This is a genomic window from Streptomyces glaucosporus, from assembly GCF_039533345.1.
Classification (GTDB): domain Bacteria; phylum Actinomycetota; class Actinomycetes; order Streptomycetales; family Streptomycetaceae; genus Streptomyces; species Streptomyces glaucosporus.
Map to the genome: position 1 here is coordinate 1 of NZ_BAAATJ010000027.1, position 16,525 is coordinate 16,525.

Here is a 16,525-nt window from a genome sequence, read left to right on the forward strand (position 1 = left end):
TGGTGATCGGCACCCCGTAGGGCAGCCCCTCCAGCGTCGCCACCAGTGCGGGACCGTGCGACTCCCCCGCGGTCAGCCAGCGCAACCTGCTCAACGGGTCCCCCCGAGGCCGCTGTCGGTGAAGCCGCGGTCGCCGTGCAGCCAGGACACCTTGTCGTACATCTCGCCCTGCGTCAGCGCGGAGAGCATGGCGTTGCGCGCCTTGGCCTCCTCACCCGCCGGGTGGTACAGCTCGCTTCCCATGCGGCGGGCGATCAGCTGGGTGCGTCCCGCGCGTTCGCGGCGCACGGCGTTGAACTTCTCCAGACGCTGCACGACGTCGTCCGCCCCCATGCCGTCGAACAGATCGCCGAGGACCACAGCGTCCTCCAGCGCCTGGCAGGCCCCCTGGGCCGCGTACTGCAGCATCGGATGCGCGGCGTCACCGACCAGGACGACGCGTCCGTCGGTCCAGGTCCGGACCGGATCGCGGTCGCACAGCACCCACTCGCGCCACCCCTCGCCGAGTTCGAGCAGGCGGCGGGCGGTGGCGCCGATGCCGGGGAACTGGGCGAGGACGTGTGCGCGTGCGGCCTCCCGCCCGGCCACGGGCACGGTCGCGCCGTCGTCGCGGGTCACCGCGAGGTTGAGGTACCTGCCGCCGCCGATGATGTAGTGGACGAAGTGCCACTTCGGGCCGGCCCACAGCGTGACGGTGTTCCAGCGCAGCTCCTCCGGCACCTTCTCGATCGGGATCACCGAACGGTAGATCGTGTGCCCCGACACGCGGGGCTCGCCGTCGCCCAGCATCACCGCGCGCACGGTGGAGCGGATGCCGTCCGCGCCGATCAGCGCCGCACCCCGGAACGTCCGCCCGTCGGCGGTCCGCACGGTGACCTGACCGGAGTCCTGCTCGTAGCTCCGCACCGCGGCGCCGGCGACGAGTTCGACCCCGTCCAGCTCCCGGCAGGCGGTGAGCAGCGGCTGGTACAGGTCCCCGCGGTGCACCACCGCGTACGGGTTGCCGAACCGCTCGCGGTAGGCGCCGGTCAGTTCCATGGCGGCGACCTTCTCGCCGGTGGTGCCGTCCATGAACCGCAACTCGTCGATGAACACCGCTCGTTCGCGCACGCTCTCGCCGACGCCGAGGCGGTCCAGGGCGTGGAAGGCGTTGGGGCCGAGCTGGATGCCCGCGCCGATCTCCGCGAAGGTGTCGCTGCGCTCCAGCACCGTGGCGCGGTGTCCGAGCCGGGCCAGCGACAGCGCCGTGGCGAGCCCGCCGATGCCGCCCCCGGCTATCACCATGTGTGCCATGTCTCGTCGAATCCCTTCGGGCCGGTGGAACCGTGATCGTGGGTTCGCCGCTACGCACGCGCGGTGGGCGGCGGCAGCGGGTGCTGCGGGAAGAGCCGGTGCAGCTCCTCGTGGAAGCCGGGGAACGTCTTGGCGACGCAGCCGGGATCGTCGAGGGTGAGGTTCCCGGTGCGCAGGTTCAGCACGGAGAACGCCATGGCGATCCGGTGGTCGCGGTGGCAGGCGATGCGCGCGGGTGACGTACTGCCCGGGTGCACGGTGATCCGGTCCGGGCCGGTCTCGACGCGCACGCCCGACGCCCGCAGATTCCGCGCGACCGCCTCGATCCGGTCCGACTCCTTCAGCCGCGCGTGGCCGATGCCGCGCACGGTGATCGGGGCGTCGGCCAGCGGCGCGATCGCGGCCAGCGTCATGAAGGTGTCGGAGATCTCCCCCATGTCGACCGCGAACCCGCCCCTGAGCACGCCGGTCCCGGTGACCGTGGTCGCCCTCCGGCCGCGGAGCACCCGGGCCCCGGTGCGTTCGAGCACGTCGACGAAGCGCACGTCGCCCTGCAGGCTCTCCCGGCCGAGGCCGTCCACCGTCACACTGCACCCGGTGACGGCCGCCGCGGCGAAGAAGTACGAGGCGGTGGAGGCGTCCGGTTCGATGCGCAGATCGGCGGCGCGGTAGCCGGTGGGACGGACGGTGAACTCACCCGGGGCGTCCTCGGCCACCTCAGCGCCGAAGTGCCGCATCAGCGCGAGCGTCATGTCGACGTAGGGGCGGCTGACCAGACCGCGCGCCCGGACCAGCAGAGGAGAGCCGAGCAGCGGGCCCGCCATGAGCAGCCCGCTGAGGAACTGGCTGCTGAGCCTGCCGTCGACGTCCAGTCTGCCGCCGTCGAGCCCGCGTGCCGCCACCCGCAGGGGCAGCGTCCCGCCGGGAGCGGTGGCGACCTCGGCGCCCAGCCGGCGCAGTGCGTCGGCGAGCGGGGCCACGGGACGGGCGGTGAGCTGTGTGCTGCCCTCGAACACGAAGTCGCCGTGGCCCGTGGCCGCCAGCGGCGGCAGGAAGCGGGCGGCCGTACCGGCGTCCGCGCACCAGATCCGGCCGGCGCCGACCGGACCGCGCCCCAGGCCGGTGATCCGCCAGGCGCCGCCGTCCTCCGAGGACTCCACTCGGGCGCCCAGCCGGGTCAGCGCGTCGCGGAAGACCAGGGTGTCCTCGCTGACCAGCGGAGCGGTGAGAACACTGGTCGCGCCGGCCGCGGCGGCGAGCAGCAGAGCTCTGTTGGTGAGTGACTTCGAGCCGGGTATACGGGCGTCGAACGCCCGGGGCGGCGCCATGGCGGTGATCATTGCCTGTCCTTCGTCGATGGGCGGTCGATGGGCGGCCTCGCGTGTGTCACGGGGGGCCGGGCGTCAGGTGGCCGTGGCGAGTGCCGCGGCGATCTCCTCCGCGATCTCGTGCGGGGCACGGTGTTCGGCGTGCACCGACACCGCAGCCAGCTGCCGGTACAGGGGCAGCCGGGCACGCATCAGCCGCGCGAGCCGGGGCCGGGGGTCGCCCTCCAGCAGGGGGCGGCTGTCGCCGTCGCCGATCCGCCGGGCGAGCGTGTCGAGACCGGCCCGCAGGTGCACCACGCGACACCCGGCCAGCCGTGCCCGCGTGCCCGCGTGGAGCACGGCCCCGCCGCCCAGCGAGAGGACACCGGTGTGCTCGGTCAGTGCGGCGACGGCCGCCCGGTGCTCCAGCAGGCGGAAGGCCGCCTCGCCCTCCTCCCTCAGGACGTCCGGCGTGGGCCGCCCGGCCAGCCGTGCCACATCGTCGTCGGTGTCGCGGAAGGGGACGCCGAGCAGACCGGCGAGCGCCAGGCCGACGGTGGTCTTGCCCGCTCCGGGCATGCCGACGAGGACGGCCGCGGGTCCGGTCATGGGTGCTGCCTCTCGTGTCGGGGGAGGACGGGTGCGGGGTCCGCGCACCGCCGCGCCGGTGACGAGCCGGGCCGTCCGAGTGCGTCGGCATCGCACATCCGGTGCCGTACGCCCATGGACAGGGGGTCCGACCGGCGCGGCGGTGGGCTCAGGAGCCGGCCGGTTCCAGCGCCAGGCCGCGTCCGGCGAGTGCGGCCAGGGCGAACTCGCCCTCCACGGTGGCCTCCACGTCGAAGGCGTGGCGCTCGGTCGGCGCATAGCCGATCAGCGGGGCGGCCAGGTTGGGCAGAACGGCCTGCGCCGCCTGCCGCGACTCCCACAGCAGCACCGCTCCCCACCGGTCGGCGGCCGCGTCGGAGATCCAGAACTTCAGCCGCAGGCCGGGCACGTGCGAGAAGCGTTCCACCGCCTCGTCGCGCAGGAATCCGCGCAGTGACTCGATGGTCTGCCGCGAGTCCTCCAGGTCCCACCAGACGATCACCGCGTGCATGTGCCGGACACCTCCTGGAGCAGCGAGCCGATGATGCTCGGCCCGTCCACGGTCAGCACGGACTCGGCGTGGAACTGCATCGACGCGAACCCGGCGGCCCGCAGCGCGTGCACCTCGCCCGTCGCCGGGTTCCGGCTCACCTCGACCCTGCCGTGCGCGGGATGCTCGAAGGAGTCCGCGTCCCATCGGGCGGCGAAGGTGTTGTAGAAGCCCACCCGCACCGTCCTGCCGAACAGGTCGATCTCGTGCTGCGCACCCTGGTTGGGCACCGGGCGGCGCACCAGTTCCAGGCCGAGCAGCATGCTCAGCACCTGGTGGCTCAGGCAGACGGCGAGGAACGGTCTGCGCTCCTCAAGGAGTCGCGCCACCGCCGAGCGCAGATGTGCGATCTTGGGATGGGCCGTATCCTGCGGGTCGCCCGGCCCCGGGCCCATGACCACCAGGTCGTGCGCGTCGAAGTCGTACGGCTCGTCGAAGCGGCGCACGTCCACCTCGCAGCCCAGCGAACGGATCTGGTGGGCGATCATCTCGGTGAACGTGTCCTCGGCGTCGACCACCAGAACCCTGCGTCCGGTCGGCGGGCCGACGGGCCGGGCGGGACCGGCGGTGCCCTTCAGCCAGAACCGCGCGATGCCGTCGTTGCGCGAGTCGAGCGCCTCACGCACCGCCGGGTGCGACCCGAACCGGGTGGGTTCGGCCCCGCCGAGCGCCGCCAGCAGCCCCGCGGCCTTGGCGCGTGTCTCCTGCACCTCCGAGGCCGGGTCGGAGTGGCGCACCAGCGTGGCGCCCACGCCGATCCGCATCACTCCGGCGGTGTCGATGTCGGCGGTGCGGATCAGGATCGAGGAGTCCAGGGTGCGCCCGCCCGCGGCGTCGCGTCCGATGAGGGCGGCCACGCCGCTGTAGTAACCGCGTCCCGCCGGCTCGTAGCGGCTGATGACGCGGGCGGCGCTCTCCAGCGGGGAGCCCGTCACCGTCGGTGCGAACAGTGTCTCGCGCAGGATGTCGCGCACGTCGCGGTCGGTCCGGCCCTCGATGAAGTACTCGGTGTGCGCCAGACGCGCCATCTCCTTCAGGTACGGGCCCACCACGCGACCGCCCTCGGGGCAGATCCGGCCCATCATCTTCAGTTCCTCGTCGACGACCATGTACAGCTCGTCGGCCTCCTTCCTGTCGGCGAGGAAGGCGAGAACCCCGTCCAGGTCGGGGCCGGACGCGGGGTAGCGGTAGGTGCCGCTGATGGGGTTCATCACCGCCCGGCCGTCCCGGACGCTGATGTGCCGCTCGGGAGTGGCTCCGACGAGGGTCCGCTCGCCGGTGTGGACGAGGAACGTCCAGTACGCGCCCGCCTCCCGCTCGACGAGACGGCGGAAGAACGACAGCGCGGCCGGCACGCCGAAGTCCGGCAGCTGGGCGGTGAAGGACCGCTTCATCACGAAGTTGGCGCCCTCGCCCGTACCGATCTCGTCGGCGACGACGCGGCGCACCGTCTCGGCGTACGTGTCGTCGTCGATGTCGAAGTGGCCCCCGGCCACCTTCACGGGGTCGTTCGGCAGCAGCCCCAGGTTCTCGCACAGCGGGAGCGAGGCCTGTTCGCGCACCCGCATCGCCAGCAGCGGACTGCCGTCGTCCGGAGCCGCGAAGCCGCGTTCGGCCAGCTGCCGGTAGGGGATGAGCACCAGCAGTTCCTGGCCGGCGCCGGCGTCCTGCGCCTCGTCGAGTTCGAGGTCGGCGAGCGCGCCGACCCGGGTCATCTCACCGGTCAGCACCTCCAGGGCGTCGTCTCCCGCCGCCTCCGGGCGGTGCAGCAGGGCGAACGCCTCCGCCGAGCCGTTCAGGATGCGCGACAGCAGAGCCGGCGCGCCGTCCTGTCTTGTCATGGGGGTCCTTTCGCCGGGGGCGCGCTCAGTGCGCTGCCGCGGTCGCCGCGCCGAGCTCGGTCAGTGCCGCGTCGGCCGTCACGACCTTCGCGGCACGCTCGGCGGCATAGGTGAGTGCCAGCCGGTGGTAGTGGGCGGAGAAGTCGGCCACCGCGTCGGCCACCAGGAACGGCTGGATGTCGTTCGTGTACGCCTCCACCGCGGTCATCAGCACGCCCACGTGCGCGTACACCCCGCAGACGACCAGCTGGTCGCGGCCCTGCGAGCGCATCCGGGCCAGCAGGTCGGTCCTGAAGAAGGCGCTGTAGCGCCACTTCGTGAACGTCCAGTCGCCGTCGTCCGGCTCCAGCGGGGAGACCACCCTGCGGTGCTCGGGCGTGGCCCGCATGCCCGGGCCCCAGAAGTCCTTGAGGAGTCCGCGCTGTTCCGGCGTCATGCTGCCGGGCTGCGCGGTGTACGCGACGGGGACGCCCAGTGCCCTGGCCCGCGCGCGCAGCCGCGCCGTGTTGTCCACCAGGGCCCGGCCGAGGCCGGTGGTGCGCGGGAACGGTCTGAGGAAGTACTCCTGCATGTCGTGCAGGAGCAGCACCGCGCGCCGGGGGGAGAGCTGCCAGTCGACCGTGTTCTCGGGGAGTTGTTCCGCGGTGGGCATGGGGTAGGGCTCCACCGGGGGGATGCCGGGCATGGGGCGTTTCCTTTCGTTCTCAGACACCGAGGGTGGCCCCGCCGTCCACGGTCAGTTCGTGCATCGTGATGTGCCCGGCGTCCTCCGACAGCAGGAAGGCGACGGTGCGGGCGATGTCCTCGGGACGGGCGACCTTGCCCAGCGGAATGCCGACCCGGTACTGCCCCGGGTTGCCGGCGATCGACGCCTCGGCGGCGGTGTCGCCGGCGTGCATGCCGCGCAGCATCGGGGTGTCGGTGGAGCCGGGGGCCACCACGTTGCAGCGGATGCCCCTGTGCGCCACTTCGAGGCCCAGGCACTTGGTGAACGCGGTGGCCGCGGCCTTGGACGCCGCGTAGGCCGCCATCTCCGCGCGGGCGGTGCCCGCGGCGTTCGACGCGACGGTGACGATCGCACCGGCGCCGCGGGGGACCATGCGGTTGACCACGGCCCGCGACACATGGAACACGCCGGTGGCGTTCACCGCGAACGTGGCGTTCCAGTCCTGGTCGGACAGGGCGCGCGCCTGGCCGAGACGGAGCACGCCGGCGGCGTTCACCAGGTGCCGCACCGGGCCGAGCCCGGTCTCGACGTCGTCGACGAGCTTCTCCACGGCGGAGCTGGAGGTGACGTCGGCGGCGAAGCCGGTCACCTCCAGACCGTCCGCGCGCAGCTTCGCGGCCGTGGCGGTGATCCGTCCGGCGTCCAGGTCGACGGCGGCCACCTGTGCCCCGCGCTCGGCCAGCAGCCGGGCGACGGCCTCTCCTATACCGCCGGCCGCCCCGGTGACCAGGGCGAGTGTTCCTTGCACCTCTCCAACCTCCTCGTGCCATGGGCGAGTCGAGTGACGCGGTACGGGGTCAGCCCCGCCAGACCGAGGCCACCTCGACGGCCTGCTGGGGGTTCAGCCGCGGGTCGCAGAAGCTCAGGTACTTGTCGCCGATGCGGTCCAGCTCGATCGCGTCCGAGACGCACTCGGTGACCGCCTCGGGGGTCGTCTCCAGATGCAGGCCGGCCGCGACGCCGCCGCCGGCCCGCACCGCGTCCTGGAACGCCTGGACCTCGCGCACCACGGTCTCGACCATGCGCGTCTTGAGCCCTTCCGGGCCGGACACGGTGTTGCCGTGCATCGGGTCCGACAGCCACAGGACCGGGTGGCCGGCCGCGGTGACGGCCTCGACCAGGGCGGGCAGCCTGCGCGGCGCGTTCTCCGCACCCATCCGGGCGATCAGCGTGAGCCGGCCGGGGCTGCGCTCGGGGTCCAGGCGCTCGCACAGGGCGAGGAGCTCCTCGGGCGTCATGCCCGGCCCGACCTTGACGGCGACCGGGTTGGACACGGCGGCGAGCAGGGCGATGTGGGCGCCGTCCGGCTGCCGGGTGCGCTCGCCCACCCACGGCCAGTGGGTGGAGGCCAGCAGCAGCGAACCGTCGGGTTCGCGGCGCAGCATGGGCAGTTCGTAGTCGAGGAGCAGTGCCTCGTGGCTGGTCCACACCGGCACGCCGAACTCCGAACGGCGGCCGGCGGTGCCTCGCCACCCCAGGTAGTGCATGGTGTCGCTGGCGGCCCGGTAGCCGGAGAGCAGGTGGTCGGGGTCGGGGCGGCGCAGCTCGGCGTCGGGCTCGGGCCGGTTGACCAGATGACCCCGGTAGACGGGCAGTTCGACGCCGTTCACGGTCTCGGTCGGACGCGAGCGGGGCTTGCCGTACTGCCCGGCGAGGCGGCCCACCCGTAGCACCGGCTTGCCGGACGCGAGCTTCATCGTCCCGGCGAGCACGTCGAGCAGCGCCGTCTTGCGGGCGACGTCCTCGGGGGTCGCCTCGGCCGGGTCCTCGGCGCAGTCGCCGGCCTGGACGATCTGCAGGTGGCCGGCCGCGGCCTCGCTCAGCAGGGACCTGAGGCGGTGCACCGCCTCGACGTCCACGAGGGCGGGCATGCGCCGCAGGTGTGCGCGAGCCGTGTCCAGGCGGGGGTGGCGGGCCCAGTCGGGTTGTTGGAGAGCGGGCAGGGAGCGAAGGTAGGACTCAATGTCGGTCATCGAATTCCCTCGGCGGGGCGTGCCGGAACGACTCCGGCTGATGGCGGGCGTGGCCGTGTGCGAAGCGGGTACGGGCGGTGCGTGCGCGCCGGCGGGGTTCCCGCCCGGTGGGGCCGCGGCTGCGGGCATCCCGACGTGCGTCCTCCGGCGGGCTCGCATCCGGGCCCGGTCGGGCGGACACCACTGTCGAAGCAGGACGTCCCGGGCGGCAACGCGCCGGCGCTTAGTCCGTCGTGATGGCGCTCAGTCCGTCGCGAAAGCGCGTAGTCCGTCAACTCGGCGCGGCGCGGGGGAGGCGCATCTGACGAAGTAGCACGGCCGGGATTGCCGCTCTTCTGCCGTTCCGGAAGGCTCCGCTGCCGTCATGAGCCGCGATGCCGGCCACCGGACACCACGAAGCAGAGGGAATGCCTCCATGACGAACGTCGCCATCGTCTATTACTCCTCCACCGGCCACGTCCACACGCTCGCGCGGGCCGCGGCCGACGCCGCGGAGAAGGCCCACGCGGAGGTGCGGCTGCGCAGGGTGGCCGAACTGGCCGACAGGGCCGCCATCGACGCCAACCCGGCGTGGGCCGCGCACCACGAGCAGACCAAGGACATCCAGGTCGCCGACGTGGGGGACCTGGAGTGGGCCGACGTCGTCCTCTTCGGCACGCCGACCCGCTTCGGCCTGCCCGCCTCGCAGCTCAAGCAGTTCATCGACACCGCGGGCGGCCTGTGGGCCCAGGGGAGGCTGGCGAACAAGGTGGTCTCCTCGTTCACCTCCACGACGCAGACGCACGGGGGTCAGGAGAGCACGCTGCTCGCGCTGAACAACACCTTCTACCACTGGGGCGCGATCATCGTCCCGCCCGGCTACACGGACCCCGTCCAGTTCCACGTCAAGAACGGCAACCCGTACGGCACCGGCCATGTCTCGTACGACGGGGGAGCCGTCGACGAGGCCACCCTCGCCGCGATCGAGTACCAGACGCGCCGCACCGTCGAGGTCGCGGCGGCGCTCAAGCGGGGCTGCGCGGCGGCCTGACGCGCGACGCTGCCGGGGCTTCCGCACTGGTCACCGCCTCGAAGCGGGGAAGGGCCGGACACCACACGGTGTCCGGCCCTTCCCCGTGCGCGGTGCGCCATGACCCGCCGGGTGTCGACCGGCGGCGGCCGACTTCGTCACGTTGCCAGGGCGCTTCTGACGAAGTCTGCGGCGTGTGACAGAGTCCGCGGCCGAGCCGTGCGGGGGCGACCGCCCCTGTGCTCAGAATGCTGGCCGTCCGACCCGCCCCGTTGCGCCGACCGGCAGGAGCGTTCCCGCCATGACCGTCCAGGCAGACACCACCGCGCTCCACTCGACCGACGAAGCCGTCGTGACCGTCTGGTCGGACATCGGCTGCCCGTGGGCGACGCTGGCGCTGGACACGTTGCACACCGCCGCTGCCGAGCGCGGCCGGGAACTCCTGGTCGATCACAGGGCCTTCCCCTTGGAGCTGTTCAACTCCGAACCCACACCCAAGCCGATCATCGACGCGGAGACGGTGGCGATCGGCGCGCTGGTGCCCGCGCTCGGCTGGCGCCTGTGGCCCGGCCCGGACTGGCGCTACCCGGCGACGACACTGCCGGCGCTGGAAGCCGTACAGGCCGCGAAGGCGCCGACCGTCGGAGGGCTGCCCGCGAGCGATCAGCTGGACACCGCCCTGCGCCGCGCCTTCTACGGGCAGGGCCGCTGTATCAGTCTCACCTCCGAGATCCTCGCCGTGGCCGCCGCGTGCCCGCTCGTGGACGAGGCGGCGCTCGCCGACGCCCTGGCACAGGGCACGGCCCGCGCGGCGGTCCACCGTGACTTCGCCGTGGCACGGGGCCCCCGGGTGCAGGGCAGCCCGCACCTCTTCACCGCGTCCGGCGCCGACGTGCACAACCCCGGTGCCGACTTCGTGTGGACGGGCGACCCGTACGACGGCGGATTCCCCCACTTCCGTTCCTACACGCGCGACTGGGCCGACGAACTCCTCGACCGACTCGCCGAGGCGCCGCGGGCCGACTGAATCCGGGGCCGCGACACGCCCCGCCGGACCTGGCCGAAAGGAAGCTCCCCGATGTCTGCCGCAGACCCCCTTCTCGAACTGCCCTACGGCACCACGCCTGATCCCGACGAATTCCTCCGCGCCGCGATCCGCTGGCACTTCTCGAAGGAGACCGGCGCGCCGTTCTGGCTCGACCGCCTCGGCCGGCTGGACTTCGACCCCGTCGAGGACATCCGCACCTTCGACGACCTGAAGCTCTTCCCCAACTTCGCCAACGAGCTGCGGGACGTGCGCGCCGAGGACCTGATCCCGCGTGGCTACGGCCGCCGCCCCGGGATCGTCGGCGTCTTCGACAGCGGCGGCACCACCGGTGCGCCCAAGCGCGTCGTCATGCTCCAGGAGTGGCTGGACATGCTGCTGGCCCACAGCGACGCCCAGCTCGACGCGCACGGCGTGCCACGCGACGTGAACTGGCTGCTGGCCATCCCGTCCGGCCCCCACATGGTCGGCGCCTCCTTCCAGCAGCTGGTGGCCCGGCGCGGCGGCCTGTCCTTCGCCGTCGACGTCGACCCGCGGTGGGTGAAGAAGGTCATCGCGCGGGGCGACCAGGCCGAGTCCGACCGGTACACCGAGCACCTCATCGACCAGCTCCAGCATCCGCTGCGCTCCCAGGACATCGGCGTGCTCATGCTGACGCCGCCCGTGCTGGAGCGTCTGTGCCGCCGCGACGAACTCGTCGACCTCGTCCGCGAGAAGGTGAAGGCCATCATGTGGGTGGGCACCCAGCTCGACCCCGACACACGGAACCTGTACCGCACCGAGCTGTTCCCGGACACCGTGCTGTGCAGCGGGTTCGGCAACACCATGACGCTCGGCCACGTCACCGAGCGCCCCGGCCTGGGCGACGACGACCCCTGTGTCTACGACCCGTTCTCGCCGTACATGACCTACAACGTGGTCGACCTGGAGAAGCGCCGGCCGGTCGAGTACGGCGAGCGCGGCCGCGTCGTGATGCACTACGTCGGAAAGAGCCTGTTCCTGCCCAACAACGTGGAGCGGGACGTCGCCACCCGCATCCGCCCCCTGCCGGGCCAGGTCGGCGACGCGGTCGCGGACATCGCCCCCGTGCGGGAGTTCGATGACGAGAAGGTCATCGAGGGGGTCTACTGATGCCCCAGCCCGAGCCGTACCCGCTGGACGCGCTGGGCCCCCGGGGGCCGTACCGCACGCGCAACCGCGAGACCGTCACCGACACCGCCGGCACGGCGGTCGCCGAGCTCGGCCTGGTGCCCCGGCTGTTCGTCAGCCGGGCCCTCACCGCCCTGCACAGGGCGACGCCGCTGCCGCGGGAGCGGCGCCTGGCGGCTCTCGCCCGCGCGGCCCGCGTCTTCCGCGAGGACGAGGTGCACGGGCTGACGTACGACGCGTACGAGCGCACCGTCGCCCGGGTCTCCGGGATCCCGCTGCCCGCCGTGCGCTCCGCCGCCGACGAGATCGCCGACTCGGCCCGCCGCGCTCTGGCCGGGGCCTACGGCGCGCTGCCCGGCGGTGCCGTGCTGGACTGGCAGGACGCACGCACTCGCACCGGCAGCGCGGTGTGGACGCGGCGCGGCGAGGTGCTCGCCGTGAACGCGGCGGGCAACCATCCGGCCCCGCACGCGCTGTGGCTGGAGGCCCTCGCGCTCGGCTTCCGCGTCGCGGTCCGGCCCTCCCGCCGGGAGCCGTTCACCCCGCACCGGCTGGTCGCCGCGCTGCGCACGGCCGGATTCGGCGACGACCACGTGGTGCTGCTGCCCACGGACCACGCGGTGGCCGGGGAGCTGCTCACCGGCGCCGACCTGGCGCTGGTGTACGGCGGCGACGACGTCGTCCGCAAGTACGCCGGCGACCCCAACGTGCTGGTACAGGGGCCGGGCCGGGCGAAGATCCTGGTCACGGCCGGACTGGACTGGCGCGCGCACCTGGACACGATGGTGGACTCCATCGCGCACCACGGCGGGATGAAGTGCGTCAACGCGACCGCGGTCTTCGTCGAGGGCGATCCCGCGCCGGTGGCCCGTGCGCTGGCCGAGCGTCTCGGCGCGCTGCCCAGCCTGCCGGCCGAGGACGAGAAGGCGGAGCTGCCCGTGCAGCCGCTCGACCGGGCGCGGGCCCTGGAGCGGCATCTGCTGGAGCGTGCCAGGGGCACCACCGCGCACCTCGGCGGCGCGGGCATCGTGGACGAACTCACCGGCGGCGGCGCGGTGCTGCGCCCCGCGGTCTTCGAGACGCCCGGCCTCCAGGGCAGCTGGCACACCGCCGAACTGCCCTTTCCCTGCGTGTGGGTGGTGCCCTGGAACCGCGCCGACGGCGCCGGCGCCCTGGGCGACTCGCTCGTCGTCGGCGTGCCGGCCGACGACGGCGCGCCGCCGGACGACGAGCTGATCGACGAGCTGGTCGCCGACCGGACCATCGCCAACGTGTACGTCGGCGACCACCCCACCCACTGGATGGACCGCGGAGTGCCGCACGACGGCTACCTCGGCGAGTTCCTGATGCGCAGCAAGACCGTCATCCGCGGCTGACCGGCGCCGCCGGGCCACAGCCGACATCATCACACCTCTGAGGAGCAGGTCATGTCCGTCAACGACGCAATCGCCGGTACCGAGCCCGCGGCCGCGGCGGGGGAGTTCGCCCTGGCCGGTGAACTCGTCATCCGCAGGATGGGATTCGGCGCCATGCAGCTTCCCGGCCCCGGGGTCTGGGGTCCGCCGAAGGACCGGGCGCGGGCGGTGGCGGTGGTCCGGCGCGCGGTGGAGCTGGGCGTCAACCACATCGACACCAGCGACTACTACGGTCCGTACGTCGCGAACGAGATCATCCGCGAGGCCCTCCACCCGTACGACGACGACCTGGTCATCGTGACGAAGGTGGGGGCTTTCCGCACTCCGGACAAGGCCTGGCCGGCGGCTCTGAAGCCGGAGCAGCTGCGCCGGGCCGTGTACGACAACCTCCGCGGCCTGGGCCGCGACCACCTCGACGTGGTGAACCTGCGGATCGTGGAGGAGGGCGGCGGCCTCGGCCCCGGAGACTCGATCGCCGAGCCCTTCGGTGCGCTCGCCGAACTGCGCGAGCAGGGCCTCATCCGGCACCTCGGGGTCAGCAACGTCACCGCCCGGCAGCTGGCCGAGGCCCGGGGGATCGCTCCGGTCGTCTGCGTGCAGAACGAGTACAACGTCGTGCGCCGCCTCCACGAGGACCTCGTGCAGACCTGCGCCGAGGAGGGGATCGCCTTCATGCCGTTCTTCCCGCTGGGCACGTTCACCCTCCAGCACGAGAAGGACCCGGCGACGGACACGAAGGTGCCGAGGCACGTGCCGCTGGACGCCCAGGTCATCCACGCCGTGGCGCAGCGCCTGGAGGCCACTCCCTACCAGGTGGCCCTCGCCTGGCTGCTGCAGCACTCCCCGAACATCTGCTGCATTCCCGGCACCTCCAGCCCGGACCACCTGGAGGAGAACATCGCGGCGGCCGGCCTGCGCCTGTCGGAGACCGACGTCAAGGAGCTGGACGCGCTGTACGGGGGCGAGGGCCGATGAGCCTGGGCTTCTTCGCGGGCCAGAACAAGAACGAGGTCGTCATCGTCCCGCCCGGGGAGGGACCGAGCCGGTGGGCCTTCGGGGACCGCTACACCGTGAAGTCGGGTGAGCACAACACCGGGAAGTCGCTGTTCCTCATCGAGGCGCTCGTACCGGAGGGCGGCGGTCCGCCGCTGCACGTCCACCACTGGGAGGAAGAGGCCTTCTACGTCCTGGAGGGCACCGTTGAATTCCGGGACAGGAACGGCAGACACGAGGCCCCGGCGGGCACCTTCGTCTACGTTCCGCGGGGCACGGAGCACGCCTTCAAGAACGTTTCCGCGGAACCCGCGAAGATGCTCTTCATGACCCTTCCCGGAGGGAAGGAAAGGTTTTTCCTGAACGTCGGTGTCCCCGCGGACGGGGACACGCCGCCGCCCTCGGAGGAACAGCGTCTCAAGGACGTGGCCTACGGCTACGAGGTGGGCCCCGAATTCGGCGACGAGTACCTGGAGTAGCCCGCGGAGCCTGAGCGATGTGCAGGCACGCACGGTCGACCACACCCCTGATTCGGGAGTTCCCATGTCACGCAAGGAAGAACAGCCCACCCGCCGTTCCGTCCTGGCCGTCGCGGGCGGGGCGGCCGGAGCCTCCGCGCTCGGCCTCGCCCGGCCGGCCCTGGCCGCCTCCAGCGGTACGACGGCGGAGGCGGCCCCCTTCGCCGCGACCGCGGTCCGGCCCGGGGACCCCCGCTACGCGGATCTCACGGTCGGCCTGAACCAGCGCTGGACGTCGTCGCCGGACCGCGTCCACCTGGTGTCCACCACCGAGCAGGTCGTCGGCGTCGTCGCGGAGGCCGCGGCGGCGAAGAGACGGGTGACGGTCCGCAGCGGCGGCCACTGCTACGAGGAGTTCGTCTACAACTCCGACGTCGACGTGATCGTCGACATGTCGGAGATGAACCGCGTGTACTTCGACGCGGACAAGAACGCGTTCGCGGTCGAGCCGGGCGCCAATCTCGGCGACATCTACGACCGCCTGTACCGCGGCTGGGGCGTGACCGTCCCGGGCGGCATGTGCTACTCGGTGGGGGCGGGCGGACATGTCGCCGGGGGCGGCTGGGGGCTGCTGTGCCGCCGCGACGGCCTGATCGTGGACCACCTGTACGCGGTCGAGGTGGTGACGGTGGACCGCTCCGGAAAGGCCAGGGCGGTGGTCGCCACCCGCGACGACACCGGCCGCCTCCACGACCTGTGGTGGGCGCACACGGGTGGCGGCGGCGGAACCTTCGGAATCGTCACCCGCTACTGGTTCCGCTCCCCGAACGCCTCGGGGACCGACCCTTCCGCCCTCCTGCCGAAGCCGCCGGCCGAGGTCCTCGTCAGTGCCGTCTCCTGGCCGTGGGCGAAGATGAAGCAGGCGGACTTCACCACGCTGGTGCGCAACTTCTGCACCTGGCACGAGACCCACGCCGAACCGGGCGGGAACACGGCGGGCCTGGTCTCCCTGCTCAACCTCAACCACATATCCGGCGGGGAGATCGGGCTGCTCACGCAGGTCACCGGAGACACCCCGGACGCGGACGCCGTGCTCGAGGAGTACCTCGACCACGTCACCCGGGGCATGTCCGTCTCGCCCGAGCGGCCCTCGGACAACTCGAGCGACCACGGGCCGCTCGCCAACTTCTTCGTGCCGCGGCGCTGGAGCTGGCTCAAGGCCACGCACTACCTCGGCACGAGCAACCAGGTGATGACCAACCCCACGCTGCGCGGCGACCAGAAGTCCGCCTATCACCGGCGCGGCTTCACCGAGGCCCAGATCGCCACCCTCTACGAGCACCTGCGGGCCGGGCAGCTGGACAACCCGATGGCGCAGGTCGTGGTGAGCTCCTACGGCGCGCAGGTGAACGCGGTGGCGCCCGGGGACACCGCGCAGGCGCACCGAGACTCCACGTTCAAGGTGCTGTACCAGACCAACTGGACCGAGGCGGAGGACGACGCGGTCAACCTGGCCTGGCTGCGCGGCCTGTACCGGGACACGTACGCGGACAAGGGCGGCGTACCGGTTCCGGACGAGCAGACCTCGGGCTGCTTCGTGAACTACTGCGACATCGATCTCGGCAACGCGCGGTACAACACCTCTTCGGTGCCCTGGCACGACCTCTACTGGGGCGGCAACTACGCCCGTCTCCAGCGGGCCAAGGCGTACTGGGACCCGGCCGACTTCTTCCGGCACGGCCAGTCGGTCCGCCTGCCCTGACGCATCCGAGGCACGGCGGACGCCCCGGGGCCGGCCCCGGGGCGTCCGCCGTTCCGGCTCACCGCGGCGCCGAAACCCGTGCGGCCCGCAGCACGGCCTGCAGGAGCCCGGGAAAACGCTGTTCGAGGTCGTCCCTGCGCAGCGTCAGGGTGTACTCGCGGCCCACGGCCTCCTGCCGGATGAGCCCTCCCTCACGCAGGACTCGCCAGTGGTGGGTGAGCGTGGACTTGGGGACGCCGTCGAGGAGGCTTCCGCACGGAGTCGGGCCGGACTCGGCGAGCGTGCGCACGACCTTGAGGCGCATCGGGTTGCTCAAGGCCGTGAACACGTCTTCGAGCCGGATCTCATCGGTCTTCGGGTGGCGGAGGGCCATGACAGCCATAGTACGAAGCTACGCGGACTGTATGAACCGTTC

General features: G+C 72.4%; 16 protein-coding genes. 7 read left to right on the forward strand and 9 right to left on the reverse strand.

The window, feature by feature from the left end:
* Positions 1-90: 90 nt before the first annotated feature.
* From ABD358_RS23055 to ABD358_RS23090, 8 genes are all read right to left on the reverse strand, one after another.
* On the reverse strand, positions 91-1,293 hold the full coding sequence (locus tag ABD358_RS23055; protein WP_344633031.1) for a 3-hydroxybenzoate 6-monooxygenase: 1,203 nt from the start codon (positions 1,291-1,293) through the stop codon (positions 91-93).
* Positions 1,294-1,343: 50 nt separating this feature from the next.
* Positions 1,344-2,633 carry a 3-phosphoshikimate 1-carboxyvinyltransferase gene (gene aroA / locus ABD358_RS23060; RefSeq protein ID WP_344633032.1) on the reverse strand — a complete coding sequence of 430 codons (1,290 nt, stop codon included), beginning with the start codon at positions 2,631-2,633 and terminating at the stop codon, positions 1,344-1,346.
* A 63-nt stretch (positions 2,634-2,696) separates the two neighbouring features.
* Positions 2,697-3,209, reverse strand: a complete 513-nt coding sequence (locus tag ABD358_RS23065; protein ID WP_344633033.1) for a shikimate kinase — start codon at positions 3,207-3,209, stop codon at positions 2,697-2,699.
* Positions 3,210-3,357: 148 nt separating this feature from the next.
* Entirely contained in the window at positions 3,358-3,699 is a 342-nt protein-coding gene (locus ABD358_RS23070; RefSeq protein WP_344633034.1) for a hypothetical protein, read from the reverse strand.
* Positions 3,687-5,579, reverse strand: coding sequence for an anthranilate synthase family protein (locus tag ABD358_RS23075; RefSeq protein WP_344633035.1), 1,893 nt, complete (start codon positions 5,577-5,579; stop codon positions 3,687-3,689). Before ABD358_RS23075 ends, ABD358_RS23070 begins: the two co-directional genes overlap by 13 nt.
* Positions 5,580-5,604: 25 nt before the next feature.
* A complete protein-coding gene (locus ABD358_RS23080; RefSeq protein WP_344633036.1) occupies positions 5,605-6,264 on the reverse strand; it encodes an isochorismatase family protein in 660 nt (219 codons plus the stop codon).
* Between the two features lie 19 nt (positions 6,265-6,283).
* Positions 6,284-7,054 carry a 2,3-dihydro-2,3-dihydroxybenzoate dehydrogenase gene (locus ABD358_RS23085; protein WP_344633037.1) on the reverse strand — a complete coding sequence of 257 codons (771 nt, stop codon included), beginning with the start codon at positions 7,052-7,054 and terminating at the stop codon, positions 6,284-6,286.
* A gap of 49 nt (positions 7,055-7,103) precedes the next feature.
* Complete coding sequence (locus ABD358_RS23090; protein ID WP_344633038.1) at positions 7,104-8,279, reverse strand: 3-deoxy-7-phosphoheptulonate synthase; 1,176 nt, start codon at positions 8,277-8,279, stop codon at positions 7,104-7,106.
* A 415-nt stretch (positions 8,280-8,694) separates the two neighbouring features.
* On the opposite strand from ABD358_RS23090, the gene wrbA reads away from it, so the two are divergent.
* From wrbA to ABD358_RS23125, 7 genes are all read left to right on the forward strand, one after another.
* Positions 8,695-9,309 (forward strand): NAD(P)H:quinone oxidoreductase, encoded by a 615-nt coding sequence (wrbA, locus tag ABD358_RS23095; protein WP_344633039.1) that lies wholly within the window; start codon positions 8,695-8,697, stop codon positions 9,307-9,309.
* A gap of 280 nt (positions 9,310-9,589) precedes the next feature.
* The gene (locus ABD358_RS23100; RefSeq protein ID WP_344633040.1) at positions 9,590-10,315 is read left to right on the forward strand and encodes a DsbA family oxidoreductase; all 726 of its coding nucleotides are present in this window, start codon (positions 9,590-9,592) and stop codon (positions 10,313-10,315) included.
* Between the two features lie 51 nt (positions 10,316-10,366).
* Positions 10,367-11,464, forward strand: coding sequence for a phenazine antibiotic biosynthesis protein (locus tag ABD358_RS23105; protein ID WP_344633041.1), 1,098 nt, complete (start codon positions 10,367-10,369; stop codon positions 11,462-11,464).
* Positions 11,464-12,858 carry an aldehyde dehydrogenase family protein gene (locus ABD358_RS23110; RefSeq protein ID WP_344633042.1) on the forward strand — a complete coding sequence of 465 codons (1,395 nt, stop codon included), beginning with the start codon at positions 11,464-11,466 and terminating at the stop codon, positions 12,856-12,858. Before ABD358_RS23105 ends, ABD358_RS23110 begins: the two co-directional genes overlap by 1 nt.
* Positions 12,859-12,909: 51 nt before the next feature.
* Positions 12,910-13,872, forward strand: a complete 963-nt coding sequence (locus ABD358_RS23115) for an oxidoreductase (protein WP_344633043.1) — start codon at positions 12,910-12,912, stop codon at positions 13,870-13,872.
* Positions 13,869-14,369, forward strand: a complete 501-nt coding sequence (locus tag ABD358_RS23120) for a cupin domain-containing protein (RefSeq protein ID WP_344633044.1) — start codon at positions 13,869-13,871, stop codon at positions 14,367-14,369. The genes ABD358_RS23115 and ABD358_RS23120 overlap by 4 nt, the downstream gene beginning before the upstream one ends.
* Positions 14,370-14,433: 64 nt before the next feature.
* Positions 14,434-16,110 (forward strand): FAD-binding oxidoreductase, encoded by a 1,677-nt coding sequence (locus tag ABD358_RS23125; protein ID WP_344633045.1) that lies wholly within the window; start codon positions 14,434-14,436, stop codon positions 16,108-16,110.
* Between the two features lie 58 nt (positions 16,111-16,168).
* Here ABD358_RS23125 and ABD358_RS23130 read toward each other — a convergent pair whose 3' ends face one another.
* Positions 16,169-16,483 carry an ArsR/SmtB family transcription factor gene (locus ABD358_RS23130; RefSeq protein WP_344633103.1) on the reverse strand — a complete coding sequence of 105 codons (315 nt, stop codon included), beginning with the start codon at positions 16,481-16,483 and terminating at the stop codon, positions 16,169-16,171.
* Positions 16,484-16,525: the final 42 nt, after the last annotated feature.

What these genes read in the sequence shown, in the direction of transcription:
- ABD358_RS23055 (WP_344633031.1), bottom strand. Translation starts at nt 1,293, where the DNA reads ATGGCACACATGGTGATAGCCGGGGGCGGCATCGGCGGGCTCGCCACG.
- aroA (WP_344633032.1), bottom strand. Translation starts at nt 2,633, where the DNA reads ATGATCACCGCCATGGCGCCGCCCCGGGCGTTCGACGCCCGTATACCC.
- ABD358_RS23065 (WP_344633033.1), bottom strand. Translation starts at nt 3,209, where the DNA reads ATGACCGGACCCGCGGCCGTCCTCGTCGGCATGCCCGGAGCGGGCAAG.
- ABD358_RS23070 (WP_344633034.1), bottom strand. Translation starts at nt 3,699, where the DNA reads ATGCACGCGGTGATCGTCTGGTGGGACCTGGAGGACTCGCGGCAGACC.
- ABD358_RS23075 (WP_344633035.1), bottom strand. Translation starts at nt 5,579, where the DNA reads ATGACAAGACAGGACGGCGCGCCGGCTCTGCTGTCGCGCATCCTGAAC.
- ABD358_RS23080 (WP_344633036.1), bottom strand. Translation starts at nt 6,264, where the DNA reads ATGCCCGGCATCCCCCCGGTGGAGCCCTACCCCATGCCCACCGCGGAA.
- ABD358_RS23090 (WP_344633038.1), bottom strand. Translation starts at nt 8,279, where the DNA reads ATGACCGACATTGAGTCCTACCTTCGCTCCCTGCCCGCTCTCCAACAA.
- wrbA (WP_344633039.1), top strand. Translation starts at nt 8,695, where the DNA reads ATGACGAACGTCGCCATCGTCTATTACTCCTCCACCGGCCACGTCCAC.
- ABD358_RS23100 (WP_344633040.1), top strand. Translation starts at nt 9,590, where the DNA reads ATGACCGTCCAGGCAGACACCACCGCGCTCCACTCGACCGACGAAGCC.
- ABD358_RS23105 (WP_344633041.1), top strand. Translation starts at nt 10,367, where the DNA reads ATGTCTGCCGCAGACCCCCTTCTCGAACTGCCCTACGGCACCACGCCT.
- ABD358_RS23110 (WP_344633042.1), top strand. Translation starts at nt 11,464, where the DNA reads ATGCCCCAGCCCGAGCCGTACCCGCTGGACGCGCTGGGCCCCCGGGGG.
- ABD358_RS23115 (WP_344633043.1), top strand. Translation starts at nt 12,910, where the DNA reads ATGTCCGTCAACGACGCAATCGCCGGTACCGAGCCCGCGGCCGCGGCG.
- ABD358_RS23120 (WP_344633044.1), top strand. Translation starts at nt 13,869, where the DNA reads ATGAGCCTGGGCTTCTTCGCGGGCCAGAACAAGAACGAGGTCGTCATC.
- ABD358_RS23125 (WP_344633045.1), top strand. Translation starts at nt 14,434, where the DNA reads ATGTCACGCAAGGAAGAACAGCCCACCCGCCGTTCCGTCCTGGCCGTC.
- ABD358_RS23130 (WP_344633103.1), bottom strand. Translation starts at nt 16,483, where the DNA reads ATGGCCCTCCGCCACCCGAAGACCGATGAGATCCGGCTCGAAGACGTG.